Annotated in this window: 14 protein-coding genes and 1 pseudogene; 13 read left to right on the top strand and 2 right to left on the bottom strand. The window is 48.0% G+C overall.

All coding sequences use genetic code 11. From position 1 onward, the window contains the following. The first annotated feature begins 163 nt into the window (after positions 1 to 163). From dnaK to IQ264_RS24635, 11 genes are all read left to right on the top strand, one after another. Positions 164 to 1,888, top strand: coding sequence for a molecular chaperone DnaK (gene dnaK / locus IQ264_RS24685; RefSeq protein ID WP_413470368.1), 1,725 nt, complete (start codon positions 164 to 166; stop codon positions 1,886 to 1,888). A gap of 185 nt (positions 1,889 to 2,073) precedes the next feature. Continuing rightward, entirely contained in the window at positions 2,074 to 2,847 is a 774-nt protein-coding gene (locus tag IQ264_RS24680) for a ChaB family protein (protein ID WP_193983851.1), read from the top strand. A gap of 101 nt (positions 2,848 to 2,948) precedes the next feature. Beyond that, on the top strand, positions 2,949 to 3,110 hold the full coding sequence (locus tag IQ264_RS24675; RefSeq protein ID WP_228061789.1) for a hypothetical protein: 162 nt from the start codon (positions 2,949 to 2,951) through the stop codon (positions 3,108 to 3,110). Between the two features lie 95 nt (positions 3,111 to 3,205). Next, positions 3,206 to 3,877 (top strand): BON domain-containing protein, encoded by a 672-nt coding sequence (locus tag IQ264_RS24670; RefSeq protein ID WP_193983848.1) that lies wholly within the window; start codon positions 3,206 to 3,208, stop codon positions 3,875 to 3,877. A 79-nt stretch (positions 3,878 to 3,956) separates the two neighbouring features. Next, positions 3,957 to 4,610, top strand: coding sequence for a TMEM175 family protein (locus tag IQ264_RS24665; RefSeq protein WP_228061788.1), 654 nt, complete (start codon positions 3,957 to 3,959; stop codon positions 4,608 to 4,610). A gap of 71 nt (positions 4,611 to 4,681) precedes the next feature. Then, on the top strand, positions 4,682 to 5,569 hold the full coding sequence (locus IQ264_RS24660) for a YfdX family protein (protein WP_193983843.1): 888 nt from the start codon (positions 4,682 to 4,684) through the stop codon (positions 5,567 to 5,569). Between the two features lie 103 nt (positions 5,570 to 5,672). After that, positions 5,673 to 6,647 (top strand): YfdX family protein, encoded by a 975-nt coding sequence (locus IQ264_RS24655; RefSeq protein ID WP_193983841.1) that lies wholly within the window; start codon positions 5,673 to 5,675, stop codon positions 6,645 to 6,647. 64 nt (positions 6,648 to 6,711) lie between these two features. Then, positions 6,712 to 7,719, top strand: coding sequence for a DnaJ C-terminal domain-containing protein (locus tag IQ264_RS24650; RefSeq protein ID WP_193983839.1), 1,008 nt, complete (start codon positions 6,712 to 6,714; stop codon positions 7,717 to 7,719). Next, positions 7,716 to 8,048 (top strand): chaperone modulator CbpM, encoded by a 333-nt coding sequence (locus IQ264_RS24645; protein ID WP_193983837.1) that lies wholly within the window; start codon positions 7,716 to 7,718, stop codon positions 8,046 to 8,048. Before IQ264_RS24650 ends, IQ264_RS24645 begins: the two co-directional genes overlap by 4 nt. 44 nt (positions 8,049 to 8,092) lie before the next feature. Further along, the gene (clpB, locus tag IQ264_RS24640) at positions 8,093 to 10,714 is read left to right on the top strand and encodes an ATP-dependent chaperone ClpB (protein ID WP_193983834.1); all 2,622 of its coding nucleotides are present in this window, start codon (positions 8,093 to 8,095) and stop codon (positions 10,712 to 10,714) included. Between the two features lie 105 nt (positions 10,715 to 10,819). Next, complete coding sequence (locus tag IQ264_RS24635) at positions 10,820 to 11,380, top strand: HdeD family acid-resistance protein (protein WP_193983832.1); 561 nt, start codon at positions 10,820 to 10,822, stop codon at positions 11,378 to 11,380. Between the two features lie 322 nt (positions 11,381 to 11,702). Here IQ264_RS24635 and IQ264_RS33930 read toward each other — a convergent pair. Both IQ264_RS33930 and IQ264_RS24625 read right to left on the bottom strand, forming a co-directional pair. Beyond that, positions 11,703 to 11,951 (bottom strand): annotated as a pseudogene (locus tag IQ264_RS33930) (IS4 family transposase); the annotation flags it as partial. Positions 11,952 to 12,007: 56 nt separating this feature from the next. After that, positions 12,008 to 14,455, bottom strand: a complete 2,448-nt coding sequence (locus IQ264_RS24625; protein ID WP_228061790.1) for a PAS domain S-box protein — start codon at positions 14,453 to 14,455, stop codon at positions 12,008 to 12,010. Positions 14,456 to 15,259: 804 nt separating this feature from the next. Here IQ264_RS24625 and IQ264_RS24620 point away from each other — a divergent pair. Together IQ264_RS24620 and IQ264_RS24615 are read left to right on the top strand one after the other, a co-directional pair. Continuing rightward, on the top strand, positions 15,260 to 17,254 hold the full coding sequence (locus IQ264_RS24620; RefSeq protein ID WP_193983826.1) for a response regulator: 1,995 nt from the start codon (positions 15,260 to 15,262) through the stop codon (positions 17,252 to 17,254). A 51-nt stretch (positions 17,255 to 17,305) separates the two neighbouring features. Next, positions 17,306 to 19,272 (top strand): GAF domain-containing sensor histidine kinase (locus IQ264_RS24615; protein ID WP_265583113.1); only part of this gene is annotated, 1,967 nt, incomplete at its 3' end.

Raw genomic sequence — 19,272 nt, 5'->3', positions numbered from 1 at the left:
TTCTGTTTCTTGACTTTCTTCTACTATAACTCCTGGTAGGTTTAGCAACTTAGTCAGTAATCTATTCTTCATCTCTTTGATGCTTAACACTTCCCTAATAATTTAGCACAGTAAGTACGGAAGAACCAAACTTGTCGGGCAAATTGCCAGGCGACAGGGTGTAATGAACCCAGAAAACACCTTTTATTCCGTTAAGCGGTTCATCGGGCGCAGGTATGATGAAGTCACCCAAGAGGCAAAACAAGTTACTTACAAAGTGGCACGTGACAGTAATGGCAACGTCAAGCTAAACTGTCCCGCTCTGAACAAGGAATTTTCACCCGAAGAAATCTCGGCTGAGGTAGTCCGCAAGCTGATAGATGATGCCAGCACATATCTGGGGGAACCAGTGAGGCAAGCGGTAATTACCACCCCTGCCTATTTCAATGACTCTCAACGGCAGGCGACCAAAGATGCTGGTAGAATTGCCGGGATTGAAGTTCTGCGAATTATCAACGAGCCAACGGCGGCTGCCCTCGCCTACGGACTTGACAAGAAAACCAATGAAACCATCCTAGTCTTTGACTTAGGTGGTGGAACGTTTGACGTGTCTATCCTAGAAGTGGGTGATGGTGTGTTTGAAGTGAAAGCCACCAGTGGCGACACCCACTTGGGCGGTGATGACTTTGATAAGAGAATCGTAGACTGGCTAGCAACCGAATTCCAGCGTAACGAAGGCATCGACCTCCGTAAAGACAAACAAGCCCTGCAACGCCTCACCGAAGTCGCAGAAAAAGCCAAAATTGAACTGTCAGGCGCAACACAGACGAGCATTAACTTACCTTTTATTACTGCAACCCCGGAAGGTCCGAAACATCTAGATATGACCTTAACGCGGGTACAGTTCGAGCAAATGTGCGCCGACTTGTTCGATCGCTGCCGCATTCCTGTCGAACAAGCCCTGGGCGATGCTAAACTGAGTCCCGCAAACATTGACGAAGTAATCCTAGTGGGTGGTGCAACTCGGATGCCGGCTGTCCAGCAACTGGTACGGCAGATAATAGGCAAAGACCCACACCAGGGTGTCAACCCGGATGAAGTCGTAGCAGTGGGTGCGGCGATTCAGGCTGGTGTGCTTGGGGGTGAGGTAAAAGACGTACTGCTCCTAGATGTCACGCCGTTGTCGCTGGGTGTTGAAACTCTAGGCGGTGTGACGACCAAGATTATTCCGCGCAATACCACTGTCCCAGTGAAGAAGTCTGAGGTGTTCTCAACGGCGGCTGACGCACAAACAAACGTAGAAATCCATGTTCTGCAAGGTGAACGCGAAATGGCATCCGACAACAAGAGCCTGGGAACCTTCCGACTAGATGGGATTCCTCCAGCTCCCAGAGGTATGCCACAGATCGAAGTTACTTTTGACCTTGATGCTAGCGGGATTCTGTCAGCAACTGCCAGAGAAAAAGCCACAGGGAAAGAACAGTCCATTAGCATCACAGGTGCGTCTACCCTGAACAAATCTGAAGTAGAACGGATGGTGAAAGAAGCCGAGCGCAATGCCGAAGAAGACCGCAGGCGGCGCGAACAAATCGATACCAAAAACATGGCAGATTCTGTTGCCTATCAAGCCGAGAAACAGCTTCAGGATTTGGGCGACAAAGTGCCAGCAGCAGACAAGTCCCGCGTGGAAGGCTTAATTCGAGACTTGCGTCAGGCAATTGAGCAGAACAACATCGATCGCATGAAGTCTCTCACCAATGAAATTCAACAAGCCCTGATGCAAATCGGCACTGCGGTCTACTCACAAGCAGGTGCATCTCCAAACGATGGTTCAAACGATGGTACTTCTACAGACCGTCAAGGCGGCGGTGAAGATGTCATAGATGCAGACTTTGTGGAACAAAGGTAACAAGACGCAGCGAGCAGTCCGTTGCTCTGGTTCTCAGAGTTAAAGGAATTGCTTTAGCGAGCCTGCGTGCGTCACCCTCTGGGTGACGCAGTGAAATATCAAATACATCTCTTCCTGTCCCCGCGTCCTTAAATCTGCGCCACATTTCGTGATGCTTATCTAGTCTTTTAACTTGGAGTAATTTTATGACTTATACATCTGAAAAAACCGTCCTCAAAAGTGTCTCTGCTAGCTTCAAAGATGAGAAGAAGATGCAAGAAGTGGTTGAGCGTCTAATCGATCGCAGCGTTCCCAAAGATAACATTTCGATTATTGGTCGCGACTTCCACACCGAAACTCGTATCTCCGGATTTGTGACTAAACAAGATGTGATCTTGGATGGACTCGCCACCGGAGCGATTTTTGGATCGCTGTTTGGTTCTATCTTGGCTTTACTTACGGGTGTGGGTGTGTTGTTCATTCCCTTTTTAGGAACCGTAGTAGCAGCAGGCCCTTTGGGAGCAGCATTATTAGGAGCGGCAGGCGGTGCTTTATATGGTTCCTTGGGAGCAGGCATTGGATCTGCCTTAATGGCAATGGGAATGCCGGAGGACAAAGCTGCTGTTTACGAAACACGCCTGAAAACAGGTGAGTTTTTACTGGTCGCGGAAGTGCCACAAGAACAAGCAGACGAAGTTGTCTCACTGTTAGAAAGTGGGGGTGCGGAAGAAGTCGCTATCACTGACATGAAAATTCCCCGTCAACCAAAAGGTGAACTGGCAGATGATGAGCAGATTTCACCAGAAATTAGAGCAAATCTGTCGGACGACGCGCAAAAAACTTTTGTTGATACCTACAATCGGTCGTTCAGAGAAGCCAATGGAAAAGATAATGCCTTGGCGAAAGCTTGGGATCGGGTCAAACAGATGTTCGATCGCGACGAAAAAGGCACTTATTCTAAGTCTAAAGTCATATCGTAAATTTCCAGAGTTGCGATCGCGACGAACAAGGGACTTATTCCAGTCACAAAACAACTTAAAAAACTAGGAGAACCATCATGAACTGATATCACCGACTCCTGATGCAGGCCATCCTCGGGGGCCGGATGGACTACCTGAGCGAGGTCACAAACATCGAGTTCATCTCGCTCGACCAAGCACTAGAGGCGTACCGGACATTCGACCAAGGGGCACCGAAAAAGTTCATCATCGACCCGCACAACAGCACCAAGAAAGCTGCATAGAGCAGGATCATCCTGTGGCAGAAGCAGGTGTTAGAGCCTTTGAAATGAAGTTTAGCAGTTTTAAACCATAAGAGTAGCTCAAAGGAGAAACAACCATGACAACTGCAACCGCAACCCGAACTGACGAGGAAATCCAAAAGGATGTGCTGAATGAGTTGAAGTGGGATTCCCGCGTCCAGTCTACCGAAATCGGCGTGGCCGTCAAAGACGGTGTTGTTACGCTCACAGGCTGGGTCGATTCCTTTTACAAGCGCGGGGCTGCCGAAGAAGCTGCCCACCGCGTCCGTGGTGTACTGGCTGTGGCCAACGAAATTGAGGTTCGGCTGCTGGTCTCTGACGAGCGCCCTGACGCCGACATTGCCGCAGCCGCCATTCATGCGCTGGAGTGGGATGCCGGCGTGTCCATCGATAATCTCGATGTCACGGTCTCCAAGGGCTGGGTCAAACTCACGGGTGTGGTCGAGTGGGAGTACCAGAAGCACGATGCCGAGCGGGTTGTCCGCCGACTGAAAGGCGTCAAGGGGGTGGCCAACTTGCTCACCATCAAGTCCCGCGTATCGTCGTCGGAACTCAAGCAGAAAATTGAGCAGGCGCTGGTGCGCAGCGCGTCGGTCTCCGCGCTGCGGATCACAGTCGAGGTGGAGGGGAGCAAGGTCATCCTGAGGGGAGCGGTGCGCTCCTGGGCTGAGAAGCAAGAGGCGGAGCGGGCAGCGTGGTCGGCACCAGGAATCACCTCGGTGGAAAACTGGATCACGATCTCGCCCTAAGCCTGACCGTCAGAACGGCTGCCTCTACGATCATCGAAGCAGGCACAAAGGTATGGTGGAACACAGAATCAAGTCAACTATGCAGAAATCACGAGCATCAACGGAGTCGGACACCCAACGGATTGAAGCGTTTAGCGATGCCGTGTTTGCCATTGCCATCACGCTGCTGATACTGGAAATTCGCGTGCCAGAGTTGAACTCTACGGAGGGAACAACCAACACACTAAGTCTTGCCTCAGCATTATTCGTATTGTGGCCGTCCTACTTCGCCTACATTTTCAGCTTCGTGGTAATTGGAATTTTCTGGGCAAATCATCACTACGTCTTCCAACTCTACGAACGGAGCGATCAAGTATTTAAGCTGTTCAACGTCTTGTTTCTGATGTGTATTTCGTTTCTGCCGTTTCCAACGGCGGTTCTGGCTAGACACATTACTGACGCACAGCAGCTGCAAACCGCAACCGTCTTGTATGCGTTGGTATTGTTCTTATCAGTGTTGACATGGGTGCTCATCTGGCTCTATGCCAGCCGCAATCATCGATTACTGAACAGAAATCTCGACAGTCAATTCATCGCTTACCTCAGCCGCACATACATATTAACTAGCGTGTTGTACTTCTTAGCGCTTGTGCTGTCGTTGTGGAACGGTATCGCCGGATTGGTGTTATGCGTGGAATTGACATTACTATACACGCTGCCGCCGAAAAAGCCAGTGTATCGTAGCGGCGCATAAACATTGTTTGATCGCGATGAAAAAAACACCTATTCCAAACCCAAAACAAATTAACAAACAAGGAGAAGATTATGAACTCTACAACATTGAATCAGCCTAATCCTCAATCTCAGCAGGAGATTGAACAGGAGAGGCAAAAGGCAACGAATGAGGCTCAAAGTTCCCTAGATCAGGACGCAATCGCCGCGATCGAAGAAACTCGCAATGCAATCAACGCCCTAGATCAGGAAAACACTCAGGACAGCATTCAAGCTCTGGAACGGGCAACTGGAAAACTTGATATTCTTCTGGCACGCTACCCTGAACTGGCTCTGGTTCCTGTGTCAACTCAGATAACCATTATCGATCTTGCCCCTCGGGATTTTGATTTGATTGAGCCAATTCGCGATGAAGCTAAGAGGGCTGTGAATGAGGAAGATTTTCCGACTGGGCGTGCACTGTTGCACAACCTAGTGAGCGAGATTCGCACATCAACCGTCAATCTGCCACTTGAGACGTATCCTGATGCCATGAAGGAGGCCGCCCGATTGTTGCATCAAGGGAGAACCGATGAAGCCAGAGCGGTAATGCAACTGGCACTCTCAACTCTGGTGGTGACAGAACAAGCTCGACCCATTCCACTGATTAATGCCCTTACTGAACTAGCTGCTGCAATAGCTTTAGCCCCTCAAGGACAGGATCAACAGAATCAGGACCAGCAAAATCGGGACCAAGTACTGCGGTTGCTGGAAGATGCTCGCACCCAACTCAAGCTGGCGAGAGAACTGGGCTATGCTAGACGCGATCCCGAGTACAAAGAACTTGACCGGGCAATCAGAGACATTGAGCGGCAAATCAGGGCAAAGGAGAAAACAGAAAGTCCATTTGCCAAACTCCGGGAAAAGTTCTCTAGTTTCTTCAACCGGGTGTCCAGAGTCAACAGACCATCTCATGAAAGTCAGCAAACAGCTAATGCTTGATTGGGTTTAAACCTATCAAGGTGAGGGTTAGCCATGCTGCAACCCTGATCAACAGTGGCAACTTGCAAAACACATGCAAGGTTTACAAAGCAGGAGAACGATCGTGAACCAATATCACAGATTCTTTAGAAGGCTGCAAGTCCTGTTAGTGGGTATTCTTTTCTCCACGCTTTTATTCATCGCTCCCGTTCATGCAGTTAGCTCTGCTGCGGTATCTCCTGAAAGATTGAATCAGCTTGATACTAGTCTTCAGCAGGAGATTGAAAAGGAGAGGCAACAGGCAACAGCTGAGGCTGAAAGTAAACTGGATCGAGAAGCGATCGCCGCAATTGAAGAAACTAAAAAAGCGATCGCTGCGATTGAGCGGGGAAAGACTCAAGAAGCAATTGCTGCCCTAGAACGAGCAACTGGAAAAATTGACATTCTAGTAGCACAATACCCTAAACTAGCTCTAATTCCGGTGGTGGCTCAGGTAGCGACCGTCGATTTTGCCCCTCAGGATTTTAATTTGGTTGAGCGAATTCGCAAACAAGTTAAGTCTGCTGTAAATGCAGAAGATTTTCCGGCGGCTCGCGAACTGTTGAATAACCTGATGAGTGAGATTCGCACAGCAATCGTCAATCTGCCTTTAGAGAGGTATCCAGATGCTACTAAGCAGGCAGCTCGGTTGTTGAACGAAGGCAAAATTGATGAAGCCAAAGGCGTGCTGCAACTTGCGCTCTCAACTTTAGTGGTGACAGAACAAGCTCGACCCCTGCCGCTAGTCAAAGCCCATACCGATCTAGTGACTGCGGTTACTTTAGCAGAGAAAGATCGCGACGCAGCACAGAGGTTGCTAGAAGATGCTCGTACCCAACTCAAGTTAGCTCAAGAACTAGGATATGCCAGAGGCGATCGCGAGTATGCAGCATTTGACAAAGCAATTAAAAATCTAGAGCAGCAAGTTAAGGCACGTGAGAACACAGCAGGTGCATTTGCCAAGCTTCAAGAACAATTCTCTAGTTTCTTCAACCGAGTATCCGAAGTCGTTAAACCAGGTGATTCCTCAAATAGGGCAGAAGCCAGAAGTGAGGAGTGAGGAGTTTTATCTCCCCCTGCCCCTCTGCCCACCCGTCCCATCGCGTTAATCTCAAGAGGTGCTGATGGTTGCAGCAACCGATTTCAAAGATTATTACGAAATTCTGGGTGTTAGTAAGAACGCCACTCCGGAGGATATCAAAAAAGCCTACCGAAAATTGGCACGGAAATATCACCCGGACTTAAATCCTAACGATAAGCAAGCGGAAGCGCGGTTCAAAGAAATTAACGAAGCGAATGAAGTGCTGTCCGACCCGGAAAAACGCCAGAAGTATGACCAGTATGGTCAGTACTGGCAACAGGCAGCAACAGGTGCACCTCCACCCAGAGGGACGGGTACACAAGGTTATGACTTTAGCCAGTATGACAACTTTGATGACTTCATTGATGAATTGCTGGGAGGGTTAGGTCGCAGTGGCGGTCGTACAAGGCAGCGCACAGCGAATTATCGCACGACAAGAAGACCAGAAGGATTCCGGGAATACGCCGACTTTGGCTATGGAGAAGACCCTTTCGGCCGCTTCACTGATGTTCCCGCACAGGATACAGAAGCGGCGATCACTCTCACTTTTTCTGAAGCGTTTCACGGTACACAGAAGCGGCTACAAATTGATGGGGAAACCATCACTGTTCGTATTCCGCCAGGTGCGAAACCGGGAAGCCGCATTCGGGTCAAAGGCAAAGGACAGATGAGTCCTTTTAGTCAGCAACGCGGCGATTTGTATCTGACAATTGAAGTATTGCCCCATCCTTTCTTCAAATTTGAGGGCGACAATCTTGCTTGCGAAGTACCTGTCAGCCCAGAGGAAGCTGTACTTGGCGCACAAATAGATGTGCCTACGCCCGATGGCAAGGTAACGATGACGATTCCGGCCGGTGTGGATTCCGGCCAAGCACTCCGGCTACGTAACAAGGGCTGGCGCAATCCAAAAGGTAATCGTACCGCTTTGATCGTGCGGTTAAAAATTGTGACACCCAAAGATTTGAGTCCCCAAGAAAGAGAGTGCTATGAAAAATTGCTGCAGGTCAGTAGTTTTAATCCGCGTCAGGGCTTAACGGAGGTGCGGTTATGAGTTCTAACCTGAGTTTGTCTTGCGTGGTGTGGTCAGAAACAGGCGATCGCCTCTATAGTTTCGAGCAAGCCGCCTACCTCACCCAAACCTCGGATTTATTGCTAGAACGATTTGCTCGCCTGGGATTAATTGAACCTGTAGGAATCATGCTACGTCGACAGGATCTCTTTCGCGTTGTGCAGATTCAAAGGTTGCGCCGCGATCTGAACTTGAATTGGGTCGGAGCAGCAATGGTGCTAGATATGGCAACTGAAATTGCCCAACTCAAGGCGCAACTGCGCGCCTATCGTGCTGAATTACAAATTCGTAATTCGTTAATTCGTAATTAAGAGCGTTAACAAAATAATTTATTTCTCAGCGAAGGGGCACGATTATGCAACCAACTAATCCCGCGCAATTTACCGAAAAAGCCTGGGAAGCCCTTGTTCGGACTCCCGAAATTGCCAAGCAGTTTCAGCATCAGCAGATTGAGAGCGAACATTTGATGCCAGCGCTACTGGAACAGGAAGGACTCGCCAGTTCTATTTTCAACAAAGCCGAGATAAATGTTCAAAAACTACATGAGCGCACTATCGACTTTATCAACCGTCAGCCCAAAGTATCAGGGGCTAGCAGTGGTTCGGTATATATCGGACACAGTTTAGAGACGCTGCTCGATCGCGCCGAACAATACCGCAAAGAGTTTGGTGATGAATATATTTCTATTGAACATTTAATACTTGCCTTTGCCAAAGACGATCGCTTTGGTAAAGGGTTGTTTCAAGAATTTGGACTGGATGAAACAAAACTCCGCAACATCATTCAACAGATTCGAGGGAGTCAAAAAGTGACAGATCAAAACCCGGAAGTTAAATATGAAGCGCTAGAAAAATACGGACGCGATTTAACCCAATTGGCCCATGAGGGCTTACTCGACCCAGTGATTGGACGAGATGAAGAAATTCGTCGCACGATTCAAATCCTTTCTCGTCGGACTAAAAATAACCCCGTGCTGATTGGTGAACCCGGTGTCGGTAAAACGGCAATTGTAGAAGGATTAGCGCAGCGCATTGTCAGTGGTGATGTCCCGGAATCATTGCGCGATCGCAAACTAATCGCTTTAGACATGGGTGCGTTAATTGCTGGAGCCAAATACCGGGGAGAATTTGAAGAACGCCTGAAAGCTGTCTTAAAAGAAATTCAAGAAGCACAGGGACAAATCGTCTTGTTCATTGACGAAATTCACACTGTAGTGGGTGCGGGTGCAACGCAAGGATCGATGGATGCTAGCAACTTGCTCAAGCCAATGCTGGCTCGCGGCGAACTGCGCTGTATTGGTGCCACCACGCTAGATGAATACCGCAAGTACATTGAAAAAGATGCGGCTTTGGAACGTCGTTTTCAGCAGGTGTATGTCGATCAGCCCAGTGTGGAAGATACCATCTCAATTCTGCGCGGTTTGAAAGAGCGCTACGAGTTACACCACGGCGTGAAGATTTCTGATAGTGCGTTAGTTGCGGCAGCTACTCTGTCAGTGAGATATATTAGCGATCGCTTCCTACCCGACAAAGCGATTGATTTGGTGGATGAAGCTGCGGCTAAACTAAAAATGGAAATTACTTCCAAACCAGAAGAATTAGACGAAATCGATCGCAAAATTCTGCAACTGGAAATGGAGCGGCTGTCACTGCAAAAAGAAACAGACAGTGCTTCTAGAGAGCGGTTAGAAAGGCTGGAGAGAGAACTTGCAGAGTTAAAAGAAGGCCAAGATGCCCTCAATGCTCAATGGCAGGCAGAGAAGCAAATTATCGATCGCATTCGCCAAATTAGACAAGAGATTGAGCGTGTCAATGTAGAAATTCAGCAAGCCGAACGCGATTACGACCTCAACCGGGCAGCAGAACTGAAATACAGCAAACTCACTGAGCTGCAACGACAACTAGAAGAAGCCGAAGCGCGACTAGCTCAAATCCAGACTAGCGGTAAATCTCTGTTGCGCGAAGAAGTCACCGAAGCTGACATTGACGAAATTATCTCCAAGTGGACGGGTATTCCGATGAGCAGACTGGCTGAATCGGAAATGCAAAAACTCTTGCATCTGGAAGAAGAGCTCCATCAACGTGTGATGGGTCAGGACGAAGCCGTAAGAGCTGTTGCCGATGCAATTCAACGTTCCCGTGCTGGGTTGGCAGACCCGAATCGTCCCATTGCTAGCTTTATTTTCTTAGGCCCGACCGGGGTGGGAAAAACAGAACTGGCAAAAGCTTTAGCCCAATATTTGTTTGATACCGAAGATGCACTGGTGCGGATCGATATGTCCGAATACATGGAGAAACACACTGTTGCCCGTCTCATCGGTGCGCCTCCAGGTTACGTGGGCTATGAAGAAGGCGGACAACTCACCGAAGCAATTCGCCGCCGACCTTATTCTGTAATTCTGTTTGACGAAATTGAGAAAGCTCATCCTGATGTATTCAACGTCCTGCTGCAAATCCTGGATGATGGTCGCCTAACTGATTCTCAGGGACGCACAGTAGATTTTAAAAATACGATCGCGATTATGACCAGCAATATTGGTTCAATATACATTTTGGATGTGGCAGGAGACGATAGCAAGTACGAACAAATGCGCGATCGCGTCATGGAAGCAGTGCGAGAAAGTTTCCGCCCCGAATTCCTCAACCGCATTGATGAAATCATTATCTTCCATAGCTTGCGGAAGGACGAGTTGCGCGAAATTGTCAAACTACAAGTGCAGCGTTTAGAGGAGCGACTGCGCGAGCGTAAACTCTCGCTCAAAATCTCCGACGAGGCTCTCGATTGGATTGTTCAGGTCGGTTATGACCCAGTTTACGGTGCTCGTCCCCTGAAGCGGGCGATTCAGCGAGAACTAGAAACTCCGATTGCCAAAGCGATTCTACGCGGCGAGTTCCACGAAGGCGACACAATCTACGTCTATGTGGAACATGAACGACTGGTGTTGAAGCGCTTATCACCTGAACTGGTCAACGCCTAGAGAGGGCAGAGGAGCATAAGGGAGAGATAACTCTTGGAAAGACTTGGGTTAATCGCGTCTCTCTTTCAAGATTTAACAACATATCAAAACATTTTGGGAAAAGCTATGACTCCTGAAGATTTTAGAGAAACCAGAACAAATTCAGCATTGGCAATTGTCTTAGGCGTTTTGATGATTCTGCTGGGAATTGCAGCGATCGCAGAACCATTTATTGCCACTATTGCCATCACAATCGTATTCTCCTGGACTTTAATTATTGCTGGCATCGTCCGAATTGTTCATGCATTTCAATCACGTCACAAACGAGGCTTCTGGACAACACTAGTAGTTGGTGTTCTATACGTAATTGGTGGAATTTTGTTGATTAGCAACATCTTTGACGCTGCGCTCTCTCTCACTTTAGCTTTTGGATTGATCATTTTTATTGAGGGTGTATTGGAGGTGATTGCAGCATTTCAAATGCGTCGAGATCCAAACTGGGGTTGGGTACTATTTAGCGGTATCATGGCTATTATTCTAGGGATTTTGATTCTAGCTCAATGGCCTGTCAGCACAGTTTGGGTATTGGGAGTATTTGTAGGGATTAATTTTTTGTTGACGGGCCTTTGGATGATCATGCTCTCATTAGCTTCTCGTAGTCTTCTTGACCATAGGGCAAGAGTTTAAAGCAGTTATCAGTTATCAAAGTTTGAGTTGGGGTCTAAATCTCCAACTCAAACGTAACACGCAATAGTGGTGAGGAACTTTGACTCCCAACTCTTGCGGGGCTACAAAAAGGGCTAGGATACAGATAGAATAAGCCTCATAGCCCTCTCTCCTTACTGGTAGTACTTACGCTTATTAGGACTTAATCTTAGCAGCAAGATTAAAGCTAATAAATCCTGTACTTTTTGTATATTTAATACCTTGATAAAAGAAAGAAAGTCCAGGTGCTAAACCTAAATCTCTTAATTGTAGCAAAGTTTTCGGTTCTATTTCTATAGGGAAAATATATCTCTAACCAGCTTTTAAGAATTGGGAACCAAATTTCTTCAACATTTATATAATTTAAAGATAAAAATCGCTGGATTTTCTTTCTTCTACTTTCAAAAAGTATTGGTATAGGTAAAGCAGTTGCTACTGCTTCTATGCTGACACTTTTTATCGATTGTAATAGATTTATCAGGATTTTTAGTAATAAATATTCTGCACGTCCCAATTCTCGCTTGAGGTTTGTTTCGTAGAATTCTGGTAATATTATCATTAAATAGAACTTATTGCGAATTAATACTCTTTTTCTTTTACCATAAATTGCTACACTACTTGCCATATATCTATTTCAGGGTATTTTGTCCCCCCCTCAAGAAGTAACTGTTGAATCATCGTCTTAAGCTGTTTGAGAGAGACGGGTTTGGCAAGGTACTCTGTTGCACCTGCTGCCAAACATTTGTCGCGATCGCCTGCCATAGCTAAAGCTGTCACCGCAATGATTGGCACATTCGTCAGGGTGCGATCGGCTCGAATCTGACGGATCGCTTCCAAACCATCCATTCCCGGCATTTGAATGTCCATTAAAATCAGGTCGGGCTGTTGTTGGGCTAAATTGATTGCTTCCTGCCCATTTGTTGCGACAATTAAACGAAAACCACAACTGGTGAGATAGGCTGAGAATGTGTCAATATTTGCTGGGTTATCTTCTGCTAACAGAATCAGAGGTTGGACTGGCAATAAACCAGTAACCGTGGAATCCTGAAGTTGTAAGGGCTGTTCTAATGGCAACGTTCGTTCCAGTTGCATAGCTTGTATCTGTGTGAAGTCAGAGCAATTTTGACTTGGCAGCGTAATGGTAAATCGGCTTCCTTGACCAACCGTACTGACGACACTAACAGTTCCTTGATGTAACTCAGCAATTTGTTTGACCAACGCTAAACCTAAACCCGTACCGCCGTATTTACGATTAAGACTGCTGTCAATTTGTACAAAGGATTGAAATAGTTTTGGCAGATGTTCTGGAGCAATCCCAATGCCTGTATCAATGACGCTAAATCGAATGAGTTGTTGAGTATGTTGGTGAAGCCTATCTGTAGAAAATTCGCGGCTCACCTCTAAAACAACCTGTCCTTTTTCCGGTGTAAATTTGATGGCATTGCTTAGCAGATTGATCAATGCTTGCTGCATTCGTAGTTCATCCACATCAATCTGACCAATGTTGGTGCGAATACGAGTTTCCAGTTTGATTGCTTTTTGATAAGCAACTTGCTTGATAAAGTTCAAACTGGAATTGCACAGTGCCTCGATCGAAGTGGGTAGAATCTGTAATTCCATCTTGCCAGACTCAATTTTTGCCAGATCGAGAATGTCATTGATCAGCATCAGCAAATGTTTTCCACTTTGGGAAATTACCTCAAGGTATTGGTGCTGTTTTTCATTTAGCGACCCATAGATCTCTTGCTTGAGCATATCTGACATACCCAGGATTGAGGTAAGAGGAGTCCGCAACTCATGGCTCATGTTTGCCAGAAATTCATCTTTCAGTTGGGTTGCACGAGCGAGTTCAGCGTTGACCTGTGCTAACTGCTCATTGGTCTGTCGCAGTTGTTCTTCCGCTTGTTTACGCTGCGTGAAGTCTACCCCTTCTCCTTCAACAATGATCTCTACTACCTGATCTCTATCATCCTTGAGTCCTGTAATGGCATAAGTGGCAAATTGCGTCGTCCCGTCTGCCATCGAATACTCGACTTCTCCCCTAACCGGGCCGCTGCCGCTGGCAACCTCAGCAATGCCTTGCTGCAACCGTTCTTGCATTGAGGGTATCTGATTAAACCAGGGCGTTTCCCAGAACCGAACGCCCAGCACCTGTTCAGCAGAAACGCCTGTCACTCTTAAGCAAGTATTGTTGACTTCAATCACCGTCCCGTCTGGTTTCAGGATTGCCATGAACTGGAATTGCTGGTTGAAGACTGCTTTGAAGCGGCGCTCGTTCTCCCGTAGAGCTTCTTCTACTTGCTTACATTGAGTAATGTCAATGTGACAACCCATGATTCGGAGTGGATTACCATTCTCATCCCACTCAATTACACGCCCCGAACAAATTACCCAAATAGTAGAACCGTTTTTGTGTTGGTACCTCACCTCGTTAGAAAGAGGAATTTGTCCTCGGCTTTGGATATGTTGATCAAAGCAGTCCATTACGCGGGGCAAATCTTCTGCAAAAATGAGTTGTTGCCAGGTTTCTGGGATATCTGGTAACTCGTGATCGTCATAGCCAAGCATCCGCTTCCAGGTGGGGCTATAATACATCCGCTTACCGAGAATGTCCCAGTCCCAATAGCCCGCCAAGATGGTTTCAAGGATATTCTCCAAGAGCTTCAACTCAATGCATAGCTGTTCTGATCGCCGCCGTTCTGCCTCTGCTTGCTTGCGTTGTGTGATGTCCCTGGCAATCCCCACGATTCCCACAGGTCGTGATCGCTCGTCCAAACACAAGCTTTTAGTCGTCGAAAACCACCGTGCTTCTCCATTGATAGTCAGTAATTCTTCAACCTCCTCCGATTGTCCTGTCTGCAAAATGGTTTGTTCAAGTGAACGAATCCGTTGAGTCTCTTCAGGAGATAGAAATTGTTCAACAACTTTCCCTAAAATACCCATCGTAGGATGAACCCCTAACAATTGAGCAGCCATTTTGTTCACCACTACATAACGACCCTGGAGATCCTTCACAAAAATGGCATCACTTGTAGAGTTAATGATATTTTGAAGCAACTGATGTTTTTGTTGAAGTTGCCGAACACCGCGCCAAATTAACCCACACAACAGCAAACTGGTACAACTTAAAAAAAAACTTTCAGAGTCTGTAGTTCGGTCAAAGCCTCTGCTATGGGAGCAAATGTCGCCAGTAAGGAGTCCGACCAGCTAATCCAGAGAATGCCGTCTAAAATCACCAAACTCATGCTTCTACCTCCCACTCTTAAATCTTCTGTTCAGATCGTAGCAGCCCAAGTAAAGTAGGTAAGGACAGGAAAACGCAGCCAAATTACGAAATCCACACTCCACTCCACATAGCAGCCTGATAGCGTCTGAGGTCGGCTTTACAAAACTTTGGACGCTGGTTCCACCACAGGGGAACCCCATAAGTTCACGCCCATGCCGGACATACACATGCCTCCGTTGGTGCGGACGGAACAGAGGTTATCTGTGAGAGTTCAAATAGTTATTTGTTACATCTAAAGAAGTTATCTAAAGAAGTTGTTTGTTACATCTAAAAAACAAGGATCTTGTTACTTAGCATTCACCCAGTAGCTGGATGAGTGGCTGAAATAATTTCACACTGCTTAAATCTGGATGCTTCTACACCTTAGAAAGAGAATCTGAGGGCTTTCTGAGGAAATTATAGTGATTTGCTAATGAAATTATTCATAAAACTTACATATTTTGAGCCTTTGGGAGGATGAGGAATTGATAGCAACCAGATAATATGAAATGTGCCCCAGTTACCTCTGAAGTCTCTAACCTGGCGTATTCCTTCAGCTTAGGGATTTGCAAGATGCAATCTCCAAGGTTCTATGTATGAGACTTCTGATTATTGAAGACGATCGAGACACGGTAGCCGCCCTAGTCAGCTTTTTGTCAGCCCAACTGTTTACGATCGATGCAGCTCATAATGCCAAATCAGCACTGGAATTAGTGGAGACGAGCCAGTATGACCTGATTGTGCTGGATGTAATGCTGCCAGGATTGGATGGCATTAGCTTCTGTCGGCAACTGAGAACGCAGAATCAGCGTGTCCCCATTTTGCTACTGACCGCGAAGGATGATCCGGCAGACCGTGTGGCAGGCTTTGAGGCAGGGGCCGATGATTATGTCACCAAACCCTACGAGCGATCGGAGCTACTTGCCCGAATTCGTGCGTTGCTACGACGAGGCGACACTGAGTTAACGGAGGAACTCTGCTGGGGCGAGTTGCAGCTTGACCCAAATCATTGTCAGGTAACTTACCAGAGTAAACCTCTGCACCTCACGCCTAAGGAATACAAACTGTTGGAGTTATTCTTACGGCACCCACTTCGAGTTTTTGATCGACAAACGCTGCTCGATCGCATTTGGTCGATGGATGAATACCCGGGCGAAGAGGCAGTCACCACCCAGATTCGTGGCTTACGGCGAAAGCTCCAAATGGCAGGGCTAACGTCTAATCCGATCGAAACCCTATATGGTTTGGGATATCGATTGAGATCATTGCCTGAGGAACGGCAGGACGATGAAGAGATGAGAAAAGAAGGGAATGGCACTCTTCATTCCCAGTCTGACCATTCCCAATCTGATAGTACTAGCGGTATGGATGCTGACTATACCGCAGCAGTAGCAACGATTCAACAGATGTGGCAAGGGTTTCAGGAGCGATTGCAGGAACAACTCGAAACGCTGGAGCAGGCGATCGCCCACCTTACAACAAACTCTCTCGACCCCAACCTGCGGCAGCATGCCCAAACTATTGCTCATCGGCTCATCGGCTCTTTGGGAGCATTTGGCATTCCACACGCAGCAGAGCTTGCCCGTCAGATCGAACGTGTTCTAAACGCCTCAACGGCTGTGTTGCAATCCGAGTCAGCGGTTCAACTCGAAACGCTGCTTCAGCAACTCCGGTGCATTACCCAGCGATCGCCTATATTTGCTGTGCCAAGTAGCGAAGGCGCGGGGACACGGGGACACGGAGACACGGAGATAGAAGAGGACAGGTCGCCACGGGGGTACGGGGATACGGGGAATCGAGAAGTACTCGCCGCGTCCTCTATAGTCCTTATGATCGACGACGACCCAACCATGCTTGAGTCAATGCAGGCAGAGGCTCCTAACTGGGCTGTTCATCTGGAAACGGCTAGCGACCTGATCGGTGCCCGTGAGCGGCTGCAATCCCGTATGCCGAATGCGATCGTGCTGGATCTTACCTCTTCTAACACCACGGAAAGCGGGTTAACCCTACTGGCACAGCTTAAGCGTCAGTTCCCGACGATTCCGGTAGTGGTGCTGAGCGGGCAGGGTGATTTGAGCAAGCGCGTGGAAGTGGCTCGTCTGGGAGCAAATGCCTTTTTGCAAAAACCCGCGATGCCCTCTGAAGTGTTCCAGGTCGTCACTCAGCTGCTCAATCCGATCGAGGCGATCGCTGCTAAACTGCTGATTGTGGATGACGATTCAGTCTTATTAACACGGCTGCAAGCCAACCTGGAACCGAGAGGGTTTCAAGTAACGACTTTAGCAGACCCAACTCTGTTCTGGCAGTTCCTGGAAGTGACCTGCCCGGATCTACTGCTGCTGGATGTTTCGATGCCAGGATTCAATGGTATTGAACTATGCCAGGTCGTCAAGAGCGATCCGCACTGGAGCCAGTTACCTGTGTTGTTCCTTTCCGCGCATTCCGATGCTAGTACCCTACATCAGGCATTAGCCGTAGGAGCAGATGATTATGTCTTGAAGCCAATTGTAGAAGCCGATTTGATTCAGCGAATTTTGAAACGACTGGGACAACTATCTGATTCATTCACCGTTGGAAAGAGCAGACCCTAAGGAGAAAACAAGTGAACTGAGAACGGCTGTATTTAGAAGAGGAGCCATGTCATGACCAATGAACAGGCTGTGTTAGACCAACTGTTTGCAGGCGGCGGTGAAATGGGTGCGCTGATGCGAACACGCTTCGCGTGTACTGAAGGTAACGCTGACTGGTCGCAAACCTCGTTAGGCTTACCTGAGCATTGGTCACAAAGCTTAAAGACGGCTCTTCGCATTGTGCTGACATCGCGCCAACCGATGTTTATCTGGTGGGGCGAAGACTTGATTAACCTCTATAATGACGCTTACAGTTCTTTCCTTCAAAACAAACATCCGGCAGCCCTGGGGCTTCCCGCTTCCCGCGTCTGGCCTGAGCTTTGGGATCAACTTGAACCTCGGATAGAATCGGCGATCCGCAAAAATGAGGGAACGTTTGACGAAGCGTCGTTATTCATCATGTTGCGGAAAGGCTATCTAGAGGAAACCTATGTGACGTTCTCCTACAGCCCCATCCCTGATGATGGCGGCACAGGCGGTATTTTTTGCGCCTGTACGGACGATACCCAGCGCATTGTCGGTGAGCGTCAGTTAGCGCTGTTGCAAGAACTGGCAGCCAGAACGGCAGATGCTCGTACTTTCGATGAAGTTTGCACTCTAAGTGCAAGCTGCCTGGAAACCAATCCTTACGATCTTCCCTTTGCGATGACTTATCTCATCGAGCCGGAGCAACAACAGATTGTTCTGGCAGGGACATCTAGTATCGATCGAGACCACTTTGCCGTTCCTCAAGCCGTTGCGTTTGACGCTGATTCGGTTTGGCAGCTTGCAGACGTTGTCAGAACCCAAAAAGCCTGCTTGATTACGGACTTGGAAGCATTGTTTGACAACTTACCCACGGGTGTCTGGCAGCAAATGCCGCATCAAGCAGTTTCCATACCCATTGCTGCATCAGGTCAGACAGGAAAAGCAGGCATTCTGGTGGTTGGGTTAAATCCGTTCAGGCTGTTTGACGGCAATTATCGAGGATTCATCGATTTGGTTGCAGGGCAAATCTCAGCCAGTATTGCCAATGCGGAGGCTTACGAAGCAGAACGGAAACGGGCAGAAGCATTGGCGGAGCTAGACCGCGCTAAAACCGTTTTCTTCAGTAATGTCAGTCATGAATTTCGCACACCCCTGACACTCATGCTCGGCCCTTTGGAAGATGCGTTGGCGAGTTTAGAGGAGCAGGGGAGTGGGAGGATAGATGAGACTCCATCGCCTTACCTACCCGCCTACTCACCGACTCTAAAACACCAACTCCAGGTTGCCCATCGTAACGCCCAACGCTTGCTGAAACTGGTCAATACACTGCTAGATTTCGCGCGAATTGAGGCAGGGCGGATTGAAGCAGTATACGAGCCAACAGACCTGGCGATGTTAACAACCGATTTGGCAGGGGTATTCCGCTCTGCGATCGAGCGTGCAGGTTTACGGTTACGGGTAGACTGCTCCCCGCTGCCTCAGCTTGTGTATGTCGATCGCGAAATGTGGGAAAAGATTGTCCTCAACTTGCTCTCTAACGCCTTCAAGTTCACCTTTGAGGGTGAAATTGTCGCCAGTCTACGATGGGAAGAGAGGAGAATGCTTCAAACGCCGAGTCATGTCATTCTAGAAGTGCGAGATACAGGTACGGGCATTCCCCCTGAAGAACTGCCTCATATCTTTCAGCGATTCCATCGGGTCAAGGGGGCAACAGGACGGAGCTATGAAGGGTCAGGAATTGGCTTGTCCTTAGTGCAGGAGTTGGTGAAATTGCAGGGCGGCAGCATTCGGGTCAATAGCGTGGTGGGTCAGGGAACCTGTTTCACGATATCAATTCCCACGGGATACAGTCATTTGCCAGGCGATCGTCTACAGCTACAACACGGCGAAGCCCAACTTATTAATGCAGAGCGTTCATTTGCCTCAATAGAGACAAGAGCTACCCCTTATATTGCGGAAGTGTTGCGCTGGCTACCAGACGAAAGGAGTGAACGGGTCGATGAGTGGATGAG

Source organism: [Phormidium] sp. LEGE 05292, assembly GCF_015207735.1.
Lineage (GTDB): Bacteria > Cyanobacteriota > Cyanobacteriia > Cyanobacteriales > Aerosakkonemataceae > Floridanema.
The sequence above is the reverse complement of the archived record's forward strand: the minus strand, read 5'-3'. Positions and strand labels throughout refer to the sequence as shown.

Bases quoted from the DNA above. Each gene is read 5' to 3' on its own strand.
- IQ264_RS24680 (WP_193983851.1), top strand. From the start codon at position 2,074: ATGACTTATACATCTGAAAAAACCGTCCTCAAAAGTGTCTCTGCTAGC.
- dnaK (WP_413470368.1), top strand. From the start codon at position 164: ATGAACCCAGAAAACACCTTTTATTCCGTTAAGCGGTTCATCGGGCGC.
- IQ264_RS24620 (WP_193983826.1), top strand. From the start codon at position 15,260: ATGAGACTTCTGATTATTGAAGACGATCGAGACACGGTAGCCGCCCTA.
- clpB (WP_193983834.1), top strand. From the start codon at position 8,093: ATGCAACCAACTAATCCCGCGCAATTTACCGAAAAAGCCTGGGAAGCC.
- IQ264_RS24675 (WP_228061789.1), top strand. From the start codon at position 2,949: ATGCAGGCCATCCTCGGGGGCCGGATGGACTACCTGAGCGAGGTCACA.
- IQ264_RS24650 (WP_193983839.1), top strand. From the start codon at position 6,712: ATGGTTGCAGCAACCGATTTCAAAGATTATTACGAAATTCTGGGTGTT.
- IQ264_RS24670 (WP_193983848.1), top strand. From the start codon at position 3,206: ATGACAACTGCAACCGCAACCCGAACTGACGAGGAAATCCAAAAGGAT.
- IQ264_RS24665 (WP_228061788.1), top strand. From the start codon at position 3,957: ATGCAGAAATCACGAGCATCAACGGAGTCGGACACCCAACGGATTGAA.
- IQ264_RS24635 (WP_193983832.1), top strand. From the start codon at position 10,820: ATGACTCCTGAAGATTTTAGAGAAACCAGAACAAATTCAGCATTGGCA.
- IQ264_RS24645 (WP_193983837.1), top strand. From the start codon at position 7,716: ATGAGTTCTAACCTGAGTTTGTCTTGCGTGGTGTGGTCAGAAACAGGC.
- IQ264_RS24660 (WP_193983843.1), top strand. From the start codon at position 4,682: ATGAACTCTACAACATTGAATCAGCCTAATCCTCAATCTCAGCAGGAG.